Annotated in this window: 19 protein-coding genes and 1 tRNA gene; 6 read left to right on the top strand and 14 right to left on the bottom strand. The window is 32.4% G+C overall.

Annotated elements, in window-relative coordinates; translation table 11 throughout:
* The first annotated feature begins 114 nt into the window (after positions 1-114).
* On the top strand, positions 115-1,440 hold the full coding sequence (locus tag MARIT_RS10265) for a sugar MFS transporter (protein ID WP_024742241.1): 1,326 nt from the start codon (positions 115-117) through the stop codon (positions 1,438-1,440).
* Positions 1,441-1,588: 148 nt separating this feature from the next.
* Here the strand turns inward: MARIT_RS10265 and MARIT_RS10260 are convergent, their stop codons facing one another.
* The 3 genes from MARIT_RS10260 to MARIT_RS10250 form a co-directional block, all read right to left on the bottom strand.
* Positions 1,589-2,014, bottom strand: coding sequence for a DUF2147 domain-containing protein (locus MARIT_RS10260; RefSeq protein WP_167381782.1), 426 nt, complete (start codon positions 2,012-2,014; stop codon positions 1,589-1,591).
* A gap of 63 nt (positions 2,015-2,077) precedes the next feature.
* Positions 2,078-2,605, bottom strand: a complete 528-nt coding sequence (locus tag MARIT_RS10255; RefSeq protein WP_100211470.1) for a KdsC family phosphatase — start codon at positions 2,603-2,605, stop codon at positions 2,078-2,080.
* Complete coding sequence (locus tag MARIT_RS10250; RefSeq protein ID WP_100211469.1) at positions 2,589-3,347, bottom strand: Rossmann-like and DUF2520 domain-containing protein; 759 nt, start codon at positions 3,345-3,347, stop codon at positions 2,589-2,591. Before MARIT_RS10250 ends, MARIT_RS10255 begins: the two co-directional genes overlap by 17 nt.
* Before the next feature lie 178 nt (positions 3,348-3,525).
* On the opposite strand from MARIT_RS10250, the gene bshB1 reads away from it, so the two are divergent.
* The 3 genes from bshB1 (at position 3,526) to MARIT_RS10235 (ending at position 5,606) form a co-directional block, all read left to right on the top strand.
* A complete protein-coding gene (gene bshB1 / locus MARIT_RS10245; protein WP_024742237.1) occupies positions 3,526-4,242 on the top strand; it encodes a bacillithiol biosynthesis deacetylase BshB1 in 717 nt (238 codons plus the stop codon).
* Between the two features lie 56 nt (positions 4,243-4,298).
* A tRNA-His gene (locus MARIT_RS10240) sits at positions 4,299-4,375 on the top strand.
* Between the two features lie 118 nt (positions 4,376-4,493).
* Entirely contained in the window at positions 4,494-5,606 is a 1,113-nt protein-coding gene (locus MARIT_RS10235; protein WP_100211468.1) for a phosphatidylinositol-specific phospholipase C domain-containing protein, read from the top strand.
* 204 nt (positions 5,607-5,810) lie between these two features.
* Here MARIT_RS10235 and MARIT_RS10230 read toward each other — a convergent pair whose 3' ends face one another.
* Positions 5,811-6,491: a hypothetical protein gene (locus MARIT_RS10230; RefSeq protein ID WP_100211467.1), complete on the bottom strand. Its 681-nt coding sequence runs from the start codon at positions 6,489-6,491 to the stop codon at positions 5,811-5,813.
* 119 nt (positions 6,492-6,610) lie between these two features.
* On the opposite strand from MARIT_RS10230, the gene MARIT_RS10225 reads away from it, so the two are divergent.
* Positions 6,611-7,213, top strand: coding sequence for a DinB family protein (locus tag MARIT_RS10225; protein WP_231975137.1), 603 nt, complete (start codon positions 6,611-6,613; stop codon positions 7,211-7,213).
* 14 nt (positions 7,214-7,227) lie between these two features.
* Here the strand turns inward: MARIT_RS10225 and MARIT_RS10220 are convergent, their stop codons facing one another.
* The 6 genes from MARIT_RS10220 to trmD form a co-directional block, all read right to left on the bottom strand.
* A complete protein-coding gene (locus MARIT_RS10220; protein WP_100211466.1) occupies positions 7,228-8,271 on the bottom strand; it encodes a hypothetical protein in 1,044 nt (347 codons plus the stop codon).
* A 2-nt stretch (positions 8,272-8,273) separates the two neighbouring features.
* Positions 8,274-8,519, bottom strand: coding sequence for a DUF6095 family protein (locus MARIT_RS10215; protein ID WP_024742232.1), 246 nt, complete (start codon positions 8,517-8,519; stop codon positions 8,274-8,276).
* Entirely contained in the window at positions 8,512-9,330 is an 819-nt protein-coding gene (gene murQ / locus MARIT_RS10210) for an N-acetylmuramic acid 6-phosphate etherase (protein WP_024742231.1), read from the bottom strand. Before murQ ends, MARIT_RS10215 begins: the two co-directional genes overlap by 8 nt.
* Before the next feature lie 131 nt (positions 9,331-9,461).
* Positions 9,462-11,687, bottom strand: a complete 2,226-nt coding sequence (locus tag MARIT_RS10205) for an NADP-dependent isocitrate dehydrogenase (RefSeq protein ID WP_024742230.1) — start codon at positions 11,685-11,687, stop codon at positions 9,462-9,464.
* A 455-nt stretch (positions 11,688-12,142) separates the two neighbouring features.
* Positions 12,143-12,493, bottom strand: coding sequence for a 50S ribosomal protein L19 (rplS, locus tag MARIT_RS10200; RefSeq protein WP_024742229.1), 351 nt, complete (start codon positions 12,491-12,493; stop codon positions 12,143-12,145).
* Between the two features lie 167 nt (positions 12,494-12,660).
* Entirely contained in the window at positions 12,661-13,338 is a 678-nt protein-coding gene (gene trmD / locus MARIT_RS10195) for a tRNA (guanosine(37)-N1)-methyltransferase TrmD (RefSeq protein ID WP_024742228.1), read from the bottom strand.
* Positions 13,339-13,915: 577 nt separating this feature from the next.
* On the opposite strand from trmD, the gene MARIT_RS15615 reads away from it, so the two are divergent.
* Entirely contained in the window at positions 13,916-18,625 is a 4,710-nt protein-coding gene (locus MARIT_RS15615; RefSeq protein WP_100211465.1) for a T9SS type A sorting domain-containing protein, read from the top strand.
* A 182-nt stretch (positions 18,626-18,807) separates the two neighbouring features.
* Here MARIT_RS15615 and MARIT_RS10185 read toward each other — a convergent pair whose 3' ends face one another.
* The 4 genes from MARIT_RS10185 to MARIT_RS10170 all read right to left on the bottom strand — a co-directional run bounded on the left by MARIT_RS10185 (position 18,808) and on the right by MARIT_RS10170 (position 22,244).
* Positions 18,808-19,488 carry a methyltransferase domain-containing protein gene (locus MARIT_RS10185; RefSeq protein WP_024741490.1) on the bottom strand — a complete coding sequence of 227 codons (681 nt, stop codon included), beginning with the start codon at positions 19,486-19,488 and terminating at the stop codon, positions 18,808-18,810.
* Positions 19,489-19,716: 228 nt separating this feature from the next.
* Positions 19,717-20,289: a GNAT family N-acetyltransferase gene (locus tag MARIT_RS10180; RefSeq protein WP_100211464.1), complete on the bottom strand. Its 573-nt coding sequence runs from the start codon at positions 20,287-20,289 to the stop codon at positions 19,717-19,719.
* Between the two features lie 64 nt (positions 20,290-20,353).
* Positions 20,354-21,106, bottom strand: a complete 753-nt coding sequence (locus MARIT_RS10175) for a DUF6882 domain-containing protein (protein ID WP_024741488.1) — start codon at positions 21,104-21,106, stop codon at positions 20,354-20,356.
* Between the two features lie 274 nt (positions 21,107-21,380).
* Positions 21,381-22,244, bottom strand: coding sequence for an RluA family pseudouridine synthase (locus MARIT_RS10170; RefSeq protein ID WP_100211463.1), 864 nt, complete (start codon positions 22,242-22,244; stop codon positions 21,381-21,383).
* Between the last annotated feature and the right edge of the window lie 2 nt (positions 22,245-22,246).

The raw sequence follows: 22,246 nt of genomic DNA, 5'->3' as shown, positions 1-22,246 counted from the left end.
AGAATGATTCGCAGAAAAAAGCTGTTTTAATAAAGAAAATAAGTATTTTGCTTGTTGTTACTTTTCTTTATAAAGGTAATAGCTTGATTAAACTACTAAACTTTACAATTAATTATGTCAGAATTACAGCAAAAAAAATCAGAAAATAAAGGAATGATGATTCCTGTTCTTATTATCGCCGGGTTGTTCTTTATTTTTGGTTTTGTAACTTGGATAAATGGGGCTTTGATTCCTTTTATGAAAACGATTAATGAATTAACTGATGCTCAGTCTTATTTAGTAGCATCAGCATCTTATATTTCTTTTGTACTGATGGCATTGCCAGCTTCGTATGTAATTCATAAAACGGGATATAAAAATGGAATGTCTTTAGGATTGATTATTATGGCGGTAGGTGCATTAATTTTTATACCAGCAGCAGGGGCAAGGACTTATTGGCTATTTTTAGTAGCTATTTTTATTCAAGGAGTTGGAATGACTTTATTACAAACAGCTTCAAATCCATATATAACCATTTTAGGTCCTATTGAAAGTGCTGCAAAACGTATTGCAATAATGGGAATAGCTAATAAGGTAGCAGGAGCTTTGGGATCACTTATTTTTGGAGCAATTTTATTATCAGGAATAGATAAGATTAAAGAGGAATTACAAACAGTAAATACAGAAGAAAAAGATCGTTTATTAGATATTATGGCAGATAGTGTTGTATTGCCATATATCATCATGGCAGCCGTATTATTGGTTTTAGGAATTTTAATTAGGAAAGCACCGTTACCACATGTAGAAGCTGTATCTATGGAGCAAGAGAATAAAGGAAAAGAAAGCAAAACGAGTATTTTTCAGTTTCCGCATTTATGGTTAGGGGTTGCTACTCTATTTGTATATGTAGGCGCTGAAGTTATTGCGGGAGATACTATTATTGCTTACGGAATTTCTTTAGGGATTCCAGGAACAGATGCTAAATTTTTTACAACATTTACTTTGATGGCGATGGTAGTTACTTATGCTTTAGGAGCCATTGCAATTCCTAAGTATATTAGCCAAGCTTTGGCGTTGAAAATAAGCGCAGTTTTAGGCATAATATTTACGGCATGTATTTTATTTAGTACAGGTTTTTTATCTGTATTATTTGTGGCAGCACTAGGAATTGCTAATGCATTGGTTTGGCCGGCTGTATGGCCTTTGACTTTAGAAGGGTTAGGGAAGTTTACAAAAACAGCTTCAGCATTATTAATCATGGCAATTGCAGGAGGAGCTATGATTCCTCCTTTATATGGAAAACTAGTAGATGTTAAAAAAAGTGAATTGATGCGACAAGGAATTGAGGAAACTATGGCGTTATCTGAAGCAAGTACTGCTAGTTATTGGATATTGTTTCCTTGTTATGGATTGATATTATATTATGCTATTTCAGGGCATAAATTAGGGTTAGACACATAAATGAGAGTATCACTTTATAGAAATAAGGTTGCATCAGAAAGGTGTAAACATAAAAAATCTCGGTACTTAAAAAGTACCGAGATTTTTTAGCGCTTTTTTCAAGCTTTAATATCAGTATGATTTGATGATATAAGCTTAAAAGAAGTGATTATTTTTTTCTATACCAAAAAGCAGTTCTACCAAAGGCAGAAAAACCAATATATCCACGTATTTTTAGCTTATCCTTTCCTTCTAGTTTGATATAACATTTATATTCTTTTCCATTTTTAGGATCTAATATTTTTCCGCCAGACCATTCGTCTCCATCTTTTTTTAAACCTGTTAAGATATTCATACCTAAGATAGGTTTGTTTTTATTACTACCGCTACATTTTTCACATACAGCATTTTTTCTGTCTTCATTAGTAATTTCAATAATTTTGGCAAAAGCTTTTCCATCTTTTTCGTAAACCTCAATGACAGAATCTACTTTATTAGTGTCTTCATCTCTATTTTCCCATTTTCCAAAAATAGATTGAGCGTTGATAGCAGTAGTTACTAAAAGTAATGCTATGATAATGATTGATTTTTTCATGTATGTATAAATTTAATTTTTATGGTTTATAATTAATGTTAAGCAAAGAGTATTCCAAATAATTTAATCGTATCGTGCGCTAAAATCTTCATTCCATTTGCCTTGAACTCTCATAATTTGTTCAATGACATCTCTTACGCAGCCTTCTCCTCCTTTTTTGTAAGAAATATATTTAGAAGCTTGTTGAATTTCAGGAGCTGCGTCGTTAGGGCAACAAGGCATACCTACTAGTTTCATAACCGGATAATCAGGTATATCATCTCCCATATATAAAATCTTTTCAGGGCTTAGCGCATATTTTTCTACTAATTCGTTGTATTGTTGTATTTTATCATGGGCCCCTAAATAAATATCTTTAATCCCTAAATTTGCCAAACGTGTACGAACCCCTTCATTAGTTCCTCCAGAAATAATGCATACATTAAACCCCGCATTTACTGCGGCTTTTAAGGCGTACCCATCTTTAATATTCATATGGCGAATCATTTCTCCATTCGGCATTATGGTTACTATTCCATTTGTTAATACCCCATCCACGTCAAAAATAAGTGTATTGATAAAAGGCAGGTATTCTTTATAACTTTTTTCCATTTTCTTGAATTGATTTAGTAAGTATCTTATATATATATTGTTGTTGAGAGCAAAGGGATTTTAAATGGCTAATCAGTGTTTTCTGATCATTTCGTATTGCTGGTCCTGTTTGTGCATTTTTAGGAGATAGTTGCTGTATTTTAGAGGCTGTTTCTATAATTAAAGGATGTAGTATTTCAAAAGGAATGTCGTGTTTTTCACAGATATCGCTTCCTATATGGTATAAATGATTCACAAAATTATTTACAAAAACAGCTGCTATATGCAATTGTCTGCGTTGTTCAGAATTAATATGATATATAGTGTTTCCAATAGTCAATGCTAATTTTTCAAGCAAGATAAGGTCTTCATTAGTTTGAGCTTCCAAACATAAAGGAATCGTTTTAAAATCTACTTTTTTATCTTTAGAAAAGCTTTGAAGAGGGTAAAAAACCCCTTTTCTAGAATTATTTTTAAGTAAATTTATAGAGGCGCCTCCTGAAGTATGTACCACTAAAGCGCTTTTAGAAGCGATGCTATCAGCAATATCTGAGATAGCATCATCTGAAACAGCAATTATAATAATATCAGCATTTTTTAGTAGTTTTAAGCTATTGGTAGTAGAAGTTTGATGTTTTAAATGAGCCACCTTTTCAATATCACGTGCAAAAACTTGTACAAGATTTACTTCTCTAGAAGCTAAAAATGCATCTGTTAAGTGAGTTGCCACATTGCCATTTCCTATTATTACTATTGAAATCATAAGAGCGAAGATATTGAATTTATTTAATAGAGAAATAACAAGAAGAAGGCTTCTAGATGAAAATTTAAAAATAAAAAAGATAGGTTCATGATTTTTGAGTGCTAGATTCATATTAAAACAGTAAAAATTACGAGAATACTGATGATTTTGTAAATTAGCTGTTTTTAGAATAATAATTATGAAATTAGACATTTTAGCATTTGGAGCGCATCCAGATGATGTAGAGTTAGGGTGTTCGGCAACTATAGCAAAGGAAATATCTTTAGGCAAGAAAGTAGGAATTATAGATTTAACTCGTGGAGAACTAGGAACGAGAGGTTCAGCTGAATTGAGAGATCAAGAAGCAGAAAAAGCCGCAAAGATATTAGGGGTTTCTGTTCGTGAAAATTTAGGTTTTGCTGATGGGTTCTTCTTGAATGACAAGAAACATCAATTGGAAATTATAAAAATGCTGAGAAAATACCAGCCCGAAATAGTACTTTGTAATGCTGTTGATGATCGTCATATAGATCATCCAAAAGGAAGTAGATTAGTTTCGGATGCTTGTTTTTTAAGTGGTTTGCTAAAGATAGAAACATCAATAGATGGTATGCTTCAAAGTAAATGGAGACCTAAGCAAGTATATCATTATATACAGTGGAAGAATATGAGTCCAGATTTTGTGGTAGATGTAACAGGCTTTATGGATATAAAAATGGATTCAGTATTAGCATATGCTTCTCAGTTTTATGATCCAGAAAGTAAGGAGCCTGAAACACCAATTACAAGCCAAAACTTTACAGATAGTATCTTATATAGAGCAAAAGATTTAGGAAGGCTTATAGGAACGGAATATGCAGAAGGTTTTATATCAGAACGTTATGTGGCTGTTGAAAATTTAAGTAAATTAATTTAAAAAAAAGCTTTGTAGATACTAAAAAAGGTTATATATTTGCAACCGAATTACAAATGGTGGTTGTAGCTCAGTTGGTTAGAGCATCGGTTTGTGGTACCGAGGGTCGTGGGTTCGAGCCCCATCTTCCACCCCAAAAGAAGGGTTTTTTCCGTAAGGAAGAAATCCTTTTGTATTATAAGCTATTTTGTAAATCATCTACTTAAGTAACCCCTAGTTATTGCGTTCTAGCAATGACCAAATATATAATCAAAATGAAAAAAAGAATCATTTATGCAATGGGCTTGAGCCTGTTATTAAATTCATGTTCAACAGATGAATTGCCTTTAGAAAGGAAAGAGTCCTTAGAGCTAACTTATAATGAAATGAGGGCAAAGTTAGACGGTGGAAGAAATTTGAGTAGAAGTACTGATTCTAAAGAAAATTGGATGTCTTCTTTAGATGATGATACAAGATTATTAGATATTACTATTCCAGGAACGCACGATTCGGCAGCTATTAATGTTACCCCTTTAGCCAATAATCAAAGTAGAAGCATAAGAGGGCAGTTGGAGGCAGGAATTAGGTATTTCGATTTGAGGTTTGATGCTTTAGAAGGAAAGTTATATGCATATCATGGACCTATTTATTTAGGAACTACTTTTATGGAGGTACTAAAAGAAATGAGTGCTTTCCTAAAAAGAAACCCAACAGAGGTGATAGTGGTGTCTTCTAAAAAAGAAAATTCAGGAGACAAGAGTACTTGGGTAAATCTTTATAATGGTAAGGTTAATGCTTTTTCAAATGAAGGTGTTCTTTTAAAAAACTGGTCTCCGCTAAGTAAGATTGGAGCTGTAAGAGGTAAGATACTTCCAGTAAGTAGAGAAACTTTCGTGGGAACTTCTTTTTATAGAGGCTGGAAAGGGAGTCCTGATTTGTCTCTTCATTTAAGCTTTTATAAAGGAGGTAATAGTGGAGAAATTGTGAGTGGTTATGTATCTGATTATTATCATATCAACACAATACTTCCAGGAGATATTAATTGGAAATTTGGAAGAATTGCTGATAATATTTATAGAACTCAATTTGGAAGTAATAAAGATAAATTAGCAATCACCTTTACATCAGGAGCAAGCGCCTTTGCTTATCCTGTTAGCGTAGCGAGTGCTATTAACCCAAGAGTAGCAACTTATATTAAAGAAAAGATGCAGTTTCCTTATGGAACAAGCAGGCCTTTGCAGTATGGGGTGATGAAGCGATCAGGGTGGATTGTAATGGATTTTGCTAACGATGCTGTTATAGAAGCTTGCGTGGGGCAGTCTGTATTAAATAATAATAGAGAATTGAAAAATATTTTAGGTATCCAATCAGGATATTTACCGAGATAATCCTTTGTATATAAAGCCCTAGTTAATATATTGAACCTCCCTTCGTAATTTCTAAGGGAGGTTTTTTTATAAGAGGAGAAAGAAGAGTGCGTACTTTCTTTCTGACTTTGTATAAGACTTTTAAATTAATTTCATTTCCATTCTTTTAGGTGCGATCTTGAGGCTGTTGTTGAATGGTATTAGTTTGGCAATTTTTAGTTATTTTTATTTTTTATAATATAGATTATTATTAGGTTTTCTTCTTTTTAAGATACGATTTCTTTTTCCAATTGAAGCATTAGGTTTAGCTTTGTAATAATAGAAGTTATTGTCTTCTTTAAATTTGCGATAATTATTTCTAAATCCTTTTTTGTAAAAATAAATATCATCATAATCGCAAACATCTCCTAAATTATCGTCAAGAGTAAAGTTGTCATTACAATAATCATCGTTGTAACGGCTGTACTTTACAGTTCCATAAAATAAAGGATTTCCCCAACGGTCGTATTGGATCCTAAGATTTCCTACTTGCGACAATTGTCCAAAGCGATAATTGATATATACAGTACCAATTCTTTTTACATTTCCTCTAAGATCATAATTAATAAAGGTATTTCCTACTCGCCTTACACGTCCGCGATAGTCACGTTCAATACGTACTCCATGATTACTCTTTGCTCTAGTACGTCTGCCACGATAGTCAACATATTTCGTATCTCTAAAATGAGTATTAAAATCAAAATCACCATTTAAAAAGACATGGAATTGCACGCCGCGTTCAATAAAGGTAACAACGTCATTATAGCGATTATTAATTTTGGTATTGGTAGTTGATTTTTTGATTTCTTTCGCATTAGCTGTAGCTAATGTTATCATACTAAATAATAAAAGTATCCCTGTTCTCATAATGACTAATTTTAGGATTTTGCTTACTCTATTTGCTTTTCGGCTTCCGCATATATTTACTTAATTTTTCAAAGAGCATGCCAAAATTGTTAAAGGGGCTATTTTGAAAAGTTTTAAGAATGTTTGATACCTTTATTCGTATGGGGTTGTATGGTTTTTTGAAATATTTTTACAAACGTGTAAAAAGAAGTATCTTTATGCGACCTATTTTGAAAATTATTTCTTTTATGATTGAAGCCATTGATAAAAACTTAAGGAGAGGAATTAAATTACTAAATGCTATTACAGATGAACAATACAGTAATAAAGAAGTGCCTCCTTATTATTCAAGTATAGGAAATAATATGCGTCATGTATTGGATATTTTTGCTTGTGTTTTTAATGGGATAGATAGTAGAAAAGTTGATTTTTCTGATAGAAAGAGAAATGAATTAGCGGAGCGTAAAACAGCATTTGGAATTGCTTATTTTAATGAAATTTTAGAGAAGCTGAATGGAATAAGGGAAGTTGATTTTAATATCATTGTATCTGTAACAGATGATTTAGGTACTGGGAGGTTAACTGCAAATTATACATTGGGTGCAGCTTTAATTCAAGCACATAGCCATGCAATACATCATTATGCTAGTATTGGTTTTATTGTTGATAGATTAGGAATTGAGCTTCCTGATGCTGATTTCGGATATAACCCAACGACTCCTAGGAAACTATTGGTAAAGTAAGAACATTTTATTTTTTAGCGTAGTTTTTTTATGAAGGAAACATAGTTTTTTAATTCCAATAGCTCATTTGCAAATTTCTTAGGACTTTTATAAGGAATGTCAAACTCTTTATGATTAGCTGTTGCTATTTTAAAAAGAGAATTCCAATGAAGACGTATTGTTTTTAAAGCTTTAAAATAAGTGTAGTTTTTAGCATCATACATATGTGTTGGTTCAGCTAATATTCCATTGATTTCTAATATTTTGAAGTTTAACCCTTTTTCTAATTCTTCAAAGGAATTGTATTTTAAATCTATACGCCCATAAAACCACCCAGGAATGACTTTACTTAATGTATCAAATGATTTTTCTAATTCTTTTGTTATTAAGTGGTTGCCATTAATGAATTCTGTTCCTTTAGAATGATTTCCAATAGAGGATAGGAATACTTTTTCACCTTTTTTAGGAATCTTATTTATATTGTCTTGGTGTATTTTTTCCAATAGAGGAAGGTATAATTTGGCACGTTCTTCAGAAAGCATTAACTCTTTTAAAGTAGTATTTCCATCACCCATAACGGATAAAAATCTTTTTAATGTTAAGGAAGATATTTTCCCCGTTTTATCTTTAGGGTTTCTGAGGTAAAATACCCCACACTCATACTTATAATCAAGAAACTCCTGAATAATAATATCAATAGGATACCTTTCTAAATACGTTTTTAACTCGTTTTTTGAGAATATTTTTTCAACAAGTAAGCCACGGAATCCTATATCAGGTTTAGCAATTAAAGGAAATGTGATGGCTTGGTCTTTTATTGCAGTAAGAACATCTTTAAAATCAATATTAGCAGGTACTAAAATTGATTTTGGTCTATATTTTTTAGGAACTAATTGAAGAGTTTGGTATTTGCTTTCGGTTCCATTCCCTGAGCTTTTTATAGAAGGGTTAGCGGCGCTAAAAAAAGTAAGATGTTTAGCTTTTAGCGCTAAATAAAAGGCATAAGGTAAATTAGGGATATAAAACATATATGAAGGCCAGTGCTCCCAGTTAAGTAATTTATGTATGCGTGTTTTCAAAGTTATTTTTCAAATAAGATATCTAAAAAAGTTTTAAAAGTTTTAAAACCGAAGTAGATGGTAAATAAAATTAAACTAGCTCCTAGTGCTAATAATAAATAAGCAACGTAAGCTTTAGGTGCCTCAGTATATATTCTTAGTGCTTTAAAGCCAAAGCTTAAAATAATAGGAGAAAAGATTAAGAGTCCTAATAAGAATAGAAGTTGCTTTAACCCTTTTTCGAAGGAAGGAGTTGTCGTTTTAGTCATGTGATTTAAAGTTTTTAATGGCTTCTCTAACATTGCCATACTTTTTAAGAAGGGAGCTTGCTTCCTCTTGGTCGATTTGAAGCTCAGAAACTAACATTTTTTCGCCTCTGTCAACTAACTTTTTATTAGATAGTTGCATGTCTATCATTTTATTGCCCTTTATCTTTCCTAATTGAATCATGGTAGTTGTTGAGAGCATATTTAGTACTAATTTCTGTGCTGTTCCAGCTTTCATGCGAGAGCTGCCAGTAACAAATTCAGGTCCTACTACAACTTCTATAGGGTATTGTGCGGTTTTAGCTAGGGGGCTTCCTTGATTGCAAGTAATACAGCCAGTAAGAATATTGTTTTTATTACAGGTTTCTAATGCCGAAATAACATAAGGAGTGGTGCCTGAAGCAGCAATTCCTATAACAATATCTTTGCTTGATATTTTTTCATTTTGTAAATCCATCCATCCTTGCTGGGTAGAGTCTTCAGCAAATTCAACAGCTTTTCGTATAGCGGTATCACCACCAGCAATTAAACCAATAACAAGTTCATGAGGAACGCCAAAAGTAGGAGGGCATTCCGAGGCATCAACAATACCTAGTCTTCCACTAGTGCCTGCTCCGATATAAAAAAGGCGGCCGCCTTTTTTTAACACATTGACTATTTGTATAGTTAGGTTTTCTATTTGAGGAATTGCTTTTTCAACAGCTAAAGGCACCGTTTGGTCTTCGTTGTTGATATTGATTAATAATTCAGAAATGCTCATCTTTTCAAGATGATTATAGTGAGAAGTTTGTTCTGTTGTTTTTGTAAAGCTCATAGGTCAAAAATACTTATAATTTACTCCTTATTCTAGGAGCTAAAAAGATAGTTTTATCGTTCTTTAACATAAAACTAAAAAGCGAATAATAAAAATATTATTCGCTTTCGGATTTATTAAACTATTGTAAATTATATGTTACTTAAAATAGCGTTTAAAGTATTATTAGGACGCATTGCGCTATCGGCAAGCTCATTATTTGGTTCGTAATAACCTCCAATATTAACAGGAGTTCCTTGGATTTTATTCAATTCATTTACAATCATTTCTTCATGATTGCTCATTTCCTTTGCTATTATTGTAAACTCTGATTTTAATTCAGCATCTTTATCTTGTTTAGCAAGCGCTTCTGCCCAGTACATTGCTAAGTAAAAATGACTACCGCGATTATCTAATTCTTTCGCTTTACGAGAAGGAGATTTTCTATTGTCTAGTAATTTATCAGTAGCATCCTCTAAAGTTTCTGCTAAAATTGTAGCTTTAGGGTTATTGTTTGTCGTTCCTAAGTGTTCTAGAGAAACAGCTAAGGCTAAAAATTCACCTAAAGAGTCCCATCTTAAATGATTTTCTTCAACAAATTGTTGTACGTGCTTAGGAGCAGATCCGCCGGCACCAGTTTCAAACAAACCGCCACCATTCATTAAAGGAACAATTGAAAGCATTTTGGCAGAAGTGCCTAGCTCTAGAATAGGAAATAAATCTGTTAAATAGTCGCGTAGTACGTTACCAGTAACAGAAATAGTGTCTTTTCCTTCTTTTACTCTTTGCAGTGTATATGCAGTAGCTTCAGCAACAGATAGAATTTTAATTTCTAAGCCCGTTGTATCGTGATCTTTTAAATATTTTTCTACTTTCAAGATGATTTCGGCATCATGTGCACGATTTTTATCTAACCAGAAAACAGCAGGAGTCTGGGTTGCTTTAGCGCGTGTTACAGCTAATTTAACCCAGTCTTGTATAGGCGCATCTTTTACCTGGCACATTCTCCAGATATCGCCTTCCTCAACATTGTGTTCCATTAAAGTTGTACCATTTGCATCTATAACTTCCACTTTACCATTAGCAGTAATCTCAAAAGTTTTATCGTGAGATCCGTATTCTTCTGCCTTTTGTGCCATCAAGCCAACATTAGGAACAGTACCCATAGAAGTAGGGTCAAATGCTCCATTTTCTTTACAAAATTCAATAGTAGTCTGGTATAAGCTAGCATAAGAACTGTCAGGAATAACCGCTTTGGTGTCTTGCTGTTTACCTTCTTTATTCCACATTTGCCCAGAAGTGCGAATCATTGCAGGCATTGAAGCATCAATAATAACATCAGAAGGGACATGTAGGTTTGTAATACCTTTATCAGAATCAACCATTGCAACATCTGGATTATTAGCATAAATTGCATTGATATCCGCCAAGATTTCCTCTTTCTTATCAGTAGCTAATTCTTCAAGATTGCTCAATAAGTTTCCAAAACCATTATTAACGTTTACTCCAATTTCGTTAAAAGTTTGTGCGTGCTTTTTATATAAATCTTTAAAGAAAACTCTTACAGCATGTCCAAAGATAATAGGGTCAGATACTTTCATCATTGTAGCTTTCATGTGTAATGAAAATAGTACTCCTTTGTCTTTAGCGTCTGTAACCTGTTCTTCTAAAAAGGCAAGTAGTGCTTTTTTACTCATTACTGTAGCATCGATGATTTCCCCTGCTAGTAATGAAATTTTATCCTTTAAAACTGTAACATTTCCATTGGAATCTGTGTGTTGTATTTTTACCTCTGTAGAGTTCGTAATTGTCGTAGATTTTTCGTTATGCGCAAAATCACCAGAAGACATCGTAGCTACGTGAGTTTTAGAATCAGCATTCCAAGCCCCCATCCTATGTGGGTTTTTCTTTGCATAATTTTTAACAGCTTTAGGAGCACGACGATCAGAATTTCCTTCGCGTAGTACAGGGTTTACTGCAGAACCTTTAACCTTATTGTAGCGAGTAAGAATAGCTTTTTCTTCTTCTGTTGTAGCTTCTTCTGGGTAATCAGGTAGAGCGTACCCCAAAGCTTGTAGTTCTTTGATAGCCGCTTTTAATTGAGGAACAGAAGCACTAATATTAGGAAGTTTGATGATATTAGCTTCTGGCTTTTTAGCTAATTCTCCTAAGAAAGCAAGAGCATCTTCAACTCGTTGTTCCTCTTTTAAATAATCAGGGAAATTGGCTAATATTCTTCCTGCTAAAGAAATATCTTTTGTTTCAATCTCAATATTAGAGGTCTTTGTAAAAGCTTTTACAATTGGTAAAAACGAACGAGTGGCTAAAGCTGGAGCCTCATCCGTTTTCGTGTACATAATTTTAGCTGTTTTACTCATATGTTTTCTGTTTTAAACACACAAAGAATGTGTGTATTCAGTGATAATTAAAATTTTAGTTTTGAAGTGATGCAAATTTAAGCATTCCAAATGATATTTCTAATGCTAAAATATTATTAATTAGGGGGTTTTATTAAGGATTTGATAAAAGAAGAAGTGGAGGGATGAAAGAAAAGAATAAAGAATAAGAAGAGTTTTGTAGAGCTATGAGAAATAAATGCAATAATATTTTTATAACACATGAAGGCTGTTACTCATTGAAAAAGTTCAAATGAACTTGTCGTTCAAAATGGAAAGAGGGGGAGTGAAAAATACTAGGATCAGCACAGTATAATTTTGTTAGAAAACACTAAATTTTATGAGTGGGAGATGAGCAAAGTAATATTCAAGGAGATAAAAAAAGCATTATAGAATTTGAACTCCATAATGCTTTCTTTATAATTAAAGAAGGTATTTTAACCTCTTTTTTCTTTGATTCTAGCTTTCTTACCAGTAAGACCTCTAAAGTAAAAGATACGAGCTCTACGAACAACACCTCTTTTGTTTACTTCAATCTTTTGGATGGCAGGTAAGTTGATAGGGAAGATACGTTCAACACCTACAGTACCAGACATTTTTCTAATAGTAAAAGTTTCTGTTAAACCACTACCTCTTCGTTGGATTACTACTCCTCTAAAGAACTGAGTACGTACTTTTTCTCCTTCTCTAATTTCGTAATACACTGTAATAGTATCACCTGCTGCAAATTTTGGTAATTCGTTTTTTGTTACAAATTCGTCTTGTACAAATTTAATTAAAGCTTCCATTTTTTTATTTTTTATGGTTTTCAATAACTAACATTCACGATTTTCGTCAGAGGTTAATTTTGAGTTTGCAAATTTAGAAATATTTTTTTGCTGATAAAATAAAATTGAAATATTTTTTAATCTGATAATTAGCTTGATAGGCTATTTTAAACAGTGGTGGATAAAAACTATTCACCTAATAAATCAGGTCTTATTTGTTGTGTACGTTCATAAGCTTTCTTACTTCTCCATTCTTCTATTTTAGGAAAGTTACCAGAAAGAAGTATTTCAGGCACTTTCAATCCATTATATTCTGAAGGGCGTGTATATACAGGAGGAGACAGTAAATTATCTTGAAAAGAATCCGTTAAAGCTGATTGCTCATCTCCCAAAACACCAGGAATGAGTCTAATTACAGCGTCGCAAAGAATGGCGGCAGCTAGTTCTCCGCCAGTCAATACATAGTCTCCAATAGATATTTCCTTAGTGATAAATTTGTCACGCACACGTTGATCTACTCCTTTATAGTGCCCTGTTAATATGATAATATTCTCTTTCAGAGAAAGCATATTAGCAGTTGATTGATTTAATGTTTTGGCATCTGGTGTCATGTAAATGATTTCATCATAGTTTCTTTCTGATTGTAGTTTAGAAATACATTTATCAATAGGTTCAATCATTAAAACCATTCCCGCGCCTCCTCCAAATTGAGTGTCATCTAATTGCCGGTAATTTCCTAATCCGTATTCCCGTAAATTGTGGAAATGAACTTCGGCTAGGCCTTTATCAATAGCACGTTTCATCATGGAGTGCTCAAAAGGGCTTTTTAGTAGTTCTGGAGCTACAGTAATAATATCTATTCGCATAGCTGCAAATGTACAAGATTTATTATTTTTCTTTAAAGGAGTTTTCTTTTTTTAGTATTTGATTTTAGCATTTTTAAGAAAAATATAGAAACCTTTTGAAAAAATCTTTTTAAGATCTAATACTCCATAAAGTGATGGTATTTTAGCCCTTTATGGAGCCTGAATACTTTTTTAGAGATAATTTTTTGTCTTTTTTGATGTTGGTATTTTGATTTTTTGGGTAAAAAGTATTCAAAAAGGGAGGTTTTTTTGTTTTTTTTAGAAGAAAAAACAAAAAAGATGAAATGGAAATTAAATAATGGTATTCATTGTTTTTTTAGAAAACTGTAAGCTGTTTGATGTTACGTAACATACTCTTTTAAAAAAGAGAGAAAATGTTAAAAAAACTATAAAATAAAAACCTTGGCTTTTATACAGTACGCGTGTAAAACTATTTAATTATTAGGAAGATAGCTAGGTTTAGAGTAACTTTAGATAGCAAATGTATCCGTTTTTTATGGCTACTAAAAAAAAGAGTTGTGAGTAGTTGTTTATAACCGATATATTGCTGTATTAACCCCTTATAAATTAAATTAAAATGAGAAAACTGTACGTATTATTATTAATGATTTTTTGTGTAGCAAAAGGAAATGCACAAGATTTGAAGTTCTTGTGGGCAAAACAAGTCAAAACAAGGAATTTTGGAAGCGGAACCTCCATAATTACAGATTTTGATAAGAATGTATATACTTTAGGACGTTTTGCAAAATATGGCGACTTTGATCCAGACGAAGGAGGAATCGTTATAAATGAAAATTCAGAATATGCAAATATATATCTGCAAAAAAGAAATTCAGCAGGAAAACATCTTTGGGTAAAACAAATAAAAGGAACTGTTGTTAAAGAGGCACATCGCGTGATTACTGACTCCGAAGGAAATGTTTATATTTTGGGATATTTCAGAGGAAAAATAGATATAGATTTGGGAGAGGAGGAAAACTGGCTAACTTCAAAAAGTGACAGAAAATATGATTCATTTATTCTAAAATTAGATCCAGCAGGAAATACAATTTGGGTAAAACAAATATATGGAGGTGATGGTAAAGGTGATATTAAAATAGGAAAGGATAATAATCTGTATATGACAAATTCCTTTTCTAGAGAATTATCTATCATAAAAAACGGAAAGGAGGAATTTTTTAAAACGGAGGGAGATGCTGCTTTAGTATTAAAAATGAGCCTTGAAGGGGAGTATGACTGGATAAAAATTTTTGATGGTAAAGGAGGAATTGTTAATGCAGAATCAATTTCTACCGATCAAAATAATAATGTATATGTCTCAGGGTCATTTTCAGACTTAATAAATTTCGATAAAGATTCAGAAGAAGGAGAATTAGGAGCTAATGGAGCTATAGTTACATATATAACTAAATTAGATACTGAAGGAAATTTTAAATGGGCTAAAAAAATAGATGGAGATAATGTTCGTACCAAAGGTTTCGCAATGGCGAACGATCAAGAAAATAATCTTTACATAGCTGGGGGGTTTTCAGGGAAGGTAGATATGGACCCTAATGAAGGAGTTCATGAGGTTACTTCGTTAGGTATGGCAAATGGTTATGTGCTTAAATGGAGTCCGAAAGGTGAATTTATTTGGGTAAAAACAACTAGAGCTCGCGGTAGTTTTTGCAGTATTGAAGATTTTGTACTGGATAGTGAAGGAAATTCGTATGGTGTAGGAACATCTGATGGAGATATAATAGCAGAATATGAAAACCGCACTGAGATCATTCAAAAGAAAGGAGAGAAGCAGATTTTTATCCAAAAGATAGATGTAAATGGAAAATTAAAATCACTTAAAGGAATGAATGTAGGAAGAGGGAAAGCAGAGGAAATCCACTTAGAGAATGACTCGGACTTATATGTTACGGGGAGTTTTTCTGAAACAGTAGATTTTGATATGAATGGAGGAGAAAAGTTATTAACTTCTAATGATAGAACAGATCCTTTTACGTTGAAAATGTCAGTAGGAGAAGATGAAGTAGTAGTTGAAGAAGAAATTGTAGAAGATAACTATGACTATGTAAACGAGGTCAATCCGCAAGATTTAGAGCTAACTTGGGCAAAACAAATAAAAGGGGCAGATAGTAATTCAGGGAATTATGTTACTACAGATCTTAACAATAATACTTATATAGTTGGTAAGTTTGCCAATTTCACAGATTTTAATCCAACTGAAAAAGGAGGAATTTTAAAAACAGATGGAGAGAGAGATGTTTATATTCAAAAACGGAATTCTAATGGAAAGCACGTTTGGGCAAAGCAAATAAAAGGAACTTCTGCTCGAAATGTAGGACGTGTTATTACAGATTATGAGAATAACATTTATATAATAGGGATTTTTAAAGGAAAAGCAGATTTTGATTTAGGAGAAGGAGAAAAATGGTTAGCAGCCAAAGGGAATTCTGATATATTTATTTTAAAACTAGATCCAGAAGGAAATACGATTTGGGTAGAGCAAATAAGTACAGGTGGGTCTTTCCTTCACCAATCAGCAGATACAGGTTCTATAGCAATAGGAACCGATAATAACTTGTATGTAACAGGTTTCTTCAGAGATAGCTTGTCAGCAACAATAGGCGGGCAATCAATTAACTTCAGTTCAGAGAGAGAAAGTGTTTTTATCTTAAAAATGGGACTTGATGGAGGTTTAAAGTGGGCAAATCAGTTTGAAGGAAAAGGAGCGACTTATGCGAACTCTTTATCGTTAGATCAAGACAATAGTATATATATATCTGGTCATTTTACAGCTTCAGTAGATTTTGATCCAAGTGCAGGAGAGTATCTATTACAAACGGAAGGAAAAAGAGAAAGAGCTATGTTTATAGCGAAATTAGATACTGATGGGAATTTTAAATGGGCTAAAAAAATAAAGGGGGCTATGGTGAATTCAGGGGGTTCTTTAGCGAATGATGCTCGTAATAATTTATATGTGTCGGGAAGATTTTCAGGAACGATAGATATAAATCCGAATGAAGGGGTGTATCATATTACAGCATTACCTCGTTATGGAAGCAATAGTTTTATACTTAAATTAACTTCAGAGGGAGCGTTTTTATGGGCAACTCCAACAAGGAGTGATAAGTTTTGTATGTTAAATGAGATTGTTGTTGACAAAGAAGGGTATTCTTATGGATTAGGCTTTTTTAGTGGAACAATAAAATACGGAAAAGAAGACAATGAAAAGCTTGTTTCGTCAAAAGGAAGTAATCAAATACTTATTCAAAAAATTAGCCCAATCGGAACATTAGAATGGGTAAAAGGAATAGGAGCAGAAGGAGCTGATTTTGGGATGGGACTTCATATAGATAATGATTATAATTTATATGCAACAGGATCTTTTGAAGGAGAAGTAAATTTTAATGTCAATACTATTGAAAAAAAATTGACATCAGGAACAAGGAGAGATACATTTGTATTGAAAATGTCTATTGTTGGTGATGGTTGGTCTTGTGAAGAGGATCAAGAAGAGGAGGTATATAACTTAGAATATGTTTGGGGAAAACAATTGAAAGGAGATTCTAATAATGAAGGAGAATCAATAACTACAGATTGTGATGGAAATGTATATGTAACGGGATCTTTTAAAGGAATAGCTGATTTTGATACTTATTTAGATGGTAAGCGATTGACTAATGGTTATAAAGAAGCGAGTGATATTTATATTCAAAAATTAACTCCAGAGGGGTACCATGTTTGGGCAAAGCAAATTATGGGGTCTTCTACACAACAAGTAAGTCGTATTATAGCTGATGCGGATAACAATCTATATGTATTAGGAACGTTTGAAGGTACTGCAGATTTTGATTTGGGAGAAGAGCGATTATGGATGACTGCGAAATATGGTACAGATGTATTTGTATTAAAATTAGATTCAGATGGAAATACTATTTGGGCGAAACAAATAGGAACAGGAGGAGTACCAGATAAAGGTTTTATGCAATTGGGTAAAGACAACCATTTGTATGTAACAAGCTCTTTTACTGGTCAATTAACAACAGAGGTTCGTGGTTCGGCAGTTCAGATAGCTAGTGAAGGAGAGAGTCTTTTTGCGTTAAAGATGAGCTTAGATGGAGAATTTAAATGGGTAAAGCATTTTGAAGGAGTAGCGTCAGGTTATGGAACCACAGAGGCGTTGTCATTAGATCAGGATAACAATGTATATGTTGCAGGGCACTTTGGTCGTGCAATGGATTTTGATCCAAGTGAGGCATCGCATATTTTACGAACAGAGAGTAGGGGAGCTACATTTATAACCAAGTTAGATAAAGAGGGGAGCTTTCAGTGGGCAAAAATGCTTAAGAATGAATTTATGAGTTCGGCTTATAGTATTGCGAATGATTTAGAGAATAATGTGTATGTTTCAGGTACTTTTCAAGATGAATTAGATGTGAATCCAAATGAAGGAGTTCATACAATCAGTTCAATAGGAAATACGAATAACTATTTAATTAAATTAGATTCAGCAGGAGGTTTCTTATGGGCTATGCCAACGCAAAGTTATTTAGATTGTCGTTTGAATGAAATAGTATTAGATGAATATGGAAATAGTTATGGAATAGGATTTTTTACGGATGATATAAAAATAGACTGGGAGTGTGAAGGAGATGAAGATGAGGTTGTGGCATCTGAAGGAGAATCACAAATATTTATGCAAAAGGTAAATGCGTATGGAGGTTTAGAATGGATAAGAGCTGTAGGAAGTACTGGAGGAGATTATGGAGAAGGATTTCATATAGATAATGATTATAATTTATATGCAACCGGATCATTTGAGGGTACCGTTGATTTCAATGTAAATGAAATAGAAGAGAATTTAATTTCAGGAAAAGAGCGAGATACGTTCATATTGAAATTATCTTTAGTAGCAGACGAGGATGATTGTTTAGAAGAGGAAGAAGAAGAGGACGATTATTGTGAAGGAGAAGGAGAAGGAGAAGGAGAAGGAGAAGGAGAAGGAGAAGGAGAAGGAGTTGCTCCTGATACGAATGATAACACTATTCCTTTAGGAGTTGTAGTAAACGCTTATCCGAATCCAACAACATCTACATCGGTTACAGTTAATTTTAGTTTACCATTACCAGAGGTAACAATTAAGGTGTCTGATGCTCAAGGGCGTTTATTACATAATTCATTGTATAGAAATGCAAATGATATAGTATTGCCTTTAGATGATTTGAAAGGTCTTTATTTTATAGAGATGATTACTGCTGATGCAAAGCAAACAATATCAGTAGTTAAGAAGTAGTTTATAGCATTACTTTATGCAAAGAAAGAGGCTGCCTGAAAAGGCAGCCTCTTTTTCATGCATTGCATGAAATATTTCGTTATGTCTTCTGTAATACTAAAAGAAAACTGAATAATTATCTGTTATTCATAAGTTTATGGATGTATTGGATTAGGGCTATGCTAGGTTAGAAAAAAAGAGAATCAACATTTCTTTTCCAAGATATAGAATACTTGTGAGTTTAGTTGCTCTGGTAGTTTGTTAAAAGGAGAGTTTACTTTTTTAGTAATATGAAAATAATTAGAAATTAATTTTTCTAATTTTTTATGTTGGAAGCCAAGATGAGAAAAAATGTATCCTTCTGAGTTTCTAATTTCAGGAATTTCTATTCCTAGAAAGCATTTAATACTATTTTTCAAAGAGCTTTTTCTTCGAATATTTTTGATTAAAGAAGGGAATCCAATTTCAATAGGTACAGAAATAATTACTCTTCCGCTATCCTTTAATTTATCAAAAAATATTTTTAACATTTCTAATTGTGAGGATTCATTGAAATGCTCAAGTGTTTCAAAGCAAGAAATTACATCGAAGTTATTTTTTTTTAAATCGCTAAGCTTAGTAATAATTTCAATATTTTCAATAGGCTTATTTTCCATAATGGGCTCAAAGGCAGTCATGATTAAATTGCCTTTTTTAAGATCAAGCTCTTTTAAAAATTTATTATCACCAGCTCCGTAATCTAAAATACTTTTAAATTCTTTTTCAAGGGTAAGCTTAATTGCTACGGAGAATCTTGATCTGTGTGAAAATCTTGCCAGTAGATTTTTGCTATTATAAGTACCTTCGGAATAAGTGTAAGTAGAGGATTCTTTTATTTTTTTCATTTTACTACAAAAAAGATCGTTTATTTTCTTTTAGAGACTACAAACCTAAAAAAGATAAGTTAATTGAATAGAAGTTTATTGTTTTTTAAGTACATAAGTGTGTGATTTTATTAAAAATTACATATTCCATCAAATTACCATCCTTCTAGGTACTAGAGCAATAAATAGAATCTTCTTTTTGCAATTTCAAAAGCAAAGTTTTTCATTAATTTATCTTCTGTAGGTCGTTTAGCGAGATAAGCTAGTGCTATGTTTTTTCCACGCTTTTTGGGTTATTTCATAACAGATACATTTTTCATATTTAGGATATTTATTAAGCTTAGGATGATTAAATGTTCCTATTTTTTTCATTCCAATTTTTTTCATCACATTTTCTGAATTTTTGTTTTTTTCGGTACAAAAAGAAATGATATTTTTTAAGTTTAGTTTTTGAAAACCAAATTCGATGCATCTGCCAGCTCCTTCTGTAGCAAACCCTTTTCCCCAAGCACTTTTTTTTAGTCGCCAACCAATATCAATAGCAGGAGTGAAATCTGTTTTATAGTTTTGGAGAGCTAAACCAATAAAACCAATAAACTCACCACTTTTTAGTATTTCTATAGCAAAATAACAACAACCATTTTTATTGTATTGATTATTAGCACGTTTAATAAAATCGGCAGTTTCCTTCTTTGTTAGGGGTTTTGGAAAATGTTCCATTACATCTAAATCTGCATTTATTTTAGCAAATTCAGATAGGTCGCTTTCTTTCCATTTACGAAACCCTAATCTCTCCGATTTAAAAAGGTATTGGTTTTTCAATTTGAGGATAAATTATTTTAAGAAAAAATGTCTGATATATGTGGTATAATGAAGCATAAGCCAGCTATATAGTTCCATTAAGAGATACCAACCTATCCAAATTATCAAACTCAGCAACGATGGTTCTATTATTTTTTGTTCCCTCAATTTTATTTTTTGATTGCAAATTCAGTTCAAGGTTTCGATCAATCAAATAGTTTTTAAAACTTTCTTTATGATTTAAGTCAATTCCATCAATCACTTGCGGGAAAGTTGTCAATATTTTATCCAGTTGATGTTCATTTATTTTTGGAATTAGATCACTTTTTATGATCAATACCATTGTTCCTTGCTTATAGTTGGCGCAAAAGTAGGCATCTGCCTTAAGAAGCCCGCTAGCAACAATTCCCATTTGGTGTTCAAACCCTTCTTCAGCCTTAAAGTGCCCTTTTGTAAATTCTTTAATTTGTTTTTCTTCTCCCATTTTTTTTAATATTAATGAGCTTTGTAGAAGGTTTTTAGGGATTCCACTTTTCTCATTAGCCCATCCCCACATCCAAGAGTAATCATTGAATGATAAAGAGCCTATTACCTCAATAGGAAAATGATATTTATCAAAGGATAAAGTAGCTGTGTTTAAGTCGATGTTCCAAGCTAGTCCCTTTGTTAAATCGTTAAAATTGAGTTGTTTTTCAAGGGTAAATCCTGCATTTTGGTTGATTAAATCTGTAAAGTTTTTGAAATCTACCTTGTTTGTTTTAGAAAAGTGGGAGGTGTTATTTTTTTTGGAAGAATTTTTTTCTTCTGATTTGCCAAATAGTTTTTTAAAGATGTTCATGATTTTGGGGTAGTGGTTTTATATAAAACTCATATTAATGTACTTGTGCGCAATAGTATGTTTCGTTTTACCTATCGGAATCGATATTATTGGTATTAACATTTATTGAAGTCTATTTTTATAGCCTTTATTTCTTGTAGGTAATAAAAATAGATTTCGTTATATTGAAGACAGAAATCAAAAAGAGTTTTCAATTGATTTAATATCATTTTCATTAGCATAATAAGTATAACTATAAAAAGATATAGTATATTACAAATGTAAAATTATTTTCTCAAGACGTAGAAAATATAGCTAGAAATTTTTTAGGAAGTTCTTTAGTAATTACTATATGTTTTTCAGTAAAAGGGTGGATGAAACTTACAGAAGAAGCATGTAAATAAAGACCTTTTCCTTTTAATATGAGATTAGAGATGTAATAATCTTTATCTCCTAAAATAGGAGAATTAATGGCTAGTAGGTGTTTTCTTAATTGGTGTTTTCTTCCTGTTTTCGGAGATAGTTCTACTAAATTTAAAAACTTAAAACGATGCGAAGGGACAGTTTGCAGTACTTTATAATGGGTAAGGGCTTTTTTATTATTGATAGGAAAGTTAATAGTGCCGTATTGCTCCATTTTGCCAAGTGCTACGGCATGATATGTTTTCTGAATTTGTTTGTGCTCAAATAATTGATTTAAGGCTGTGATACTAGTACTTGTTTTACCCACCAAAAGCAATCCACTAGTCGGATAATCAAGTCGATGTACAGGCCTTGGGCGTACTGCATCGGATAAAGTACTTTTCTTTAAATTTTGAAGTAAAGCATTGTCTATAGTAGCAAAAGAGTTACCACTTACTAAGATGCCAGGAGGTTTATAAATGATAGCAAGGTAAGCATCTTCAAAAAGAATTTTTAAAGGAAAATTAAAGGGTTTATGAGATGTGTTTTTGGGAGAATTATATAATTCAATACGTTCATTTCCATTAATGAACAGTGCTGTTGTTGCGGTAGTTTTATCTACTCGAATAAGTCCTTTTTTTATTGCTTTTTTTAATCCGGATTTGGTAGGAATTGTTTTAAAAATGCCTACTCCATATTCTTGTAATCGAATAGGGTTTTTTAAGGAAGGTACTTGATGAGTTTCTAAAAGAGTCAAAG

The sequence above is a fragment of the Tenacibaculum maritimum NCIMB 2154 genome (genome assembly GCF_900119795.1).
GTDB lineage: Bacteria > Bacteroidota > Bacteroidia > Flavobacteriales > Flavobacteriaceae > Polaribacter > Polaribacter maritimus.
Note: the sequence above shows the minus strand (reverse complement) of the source record. Positions and strands in the feature narration are given on the sequence as shown.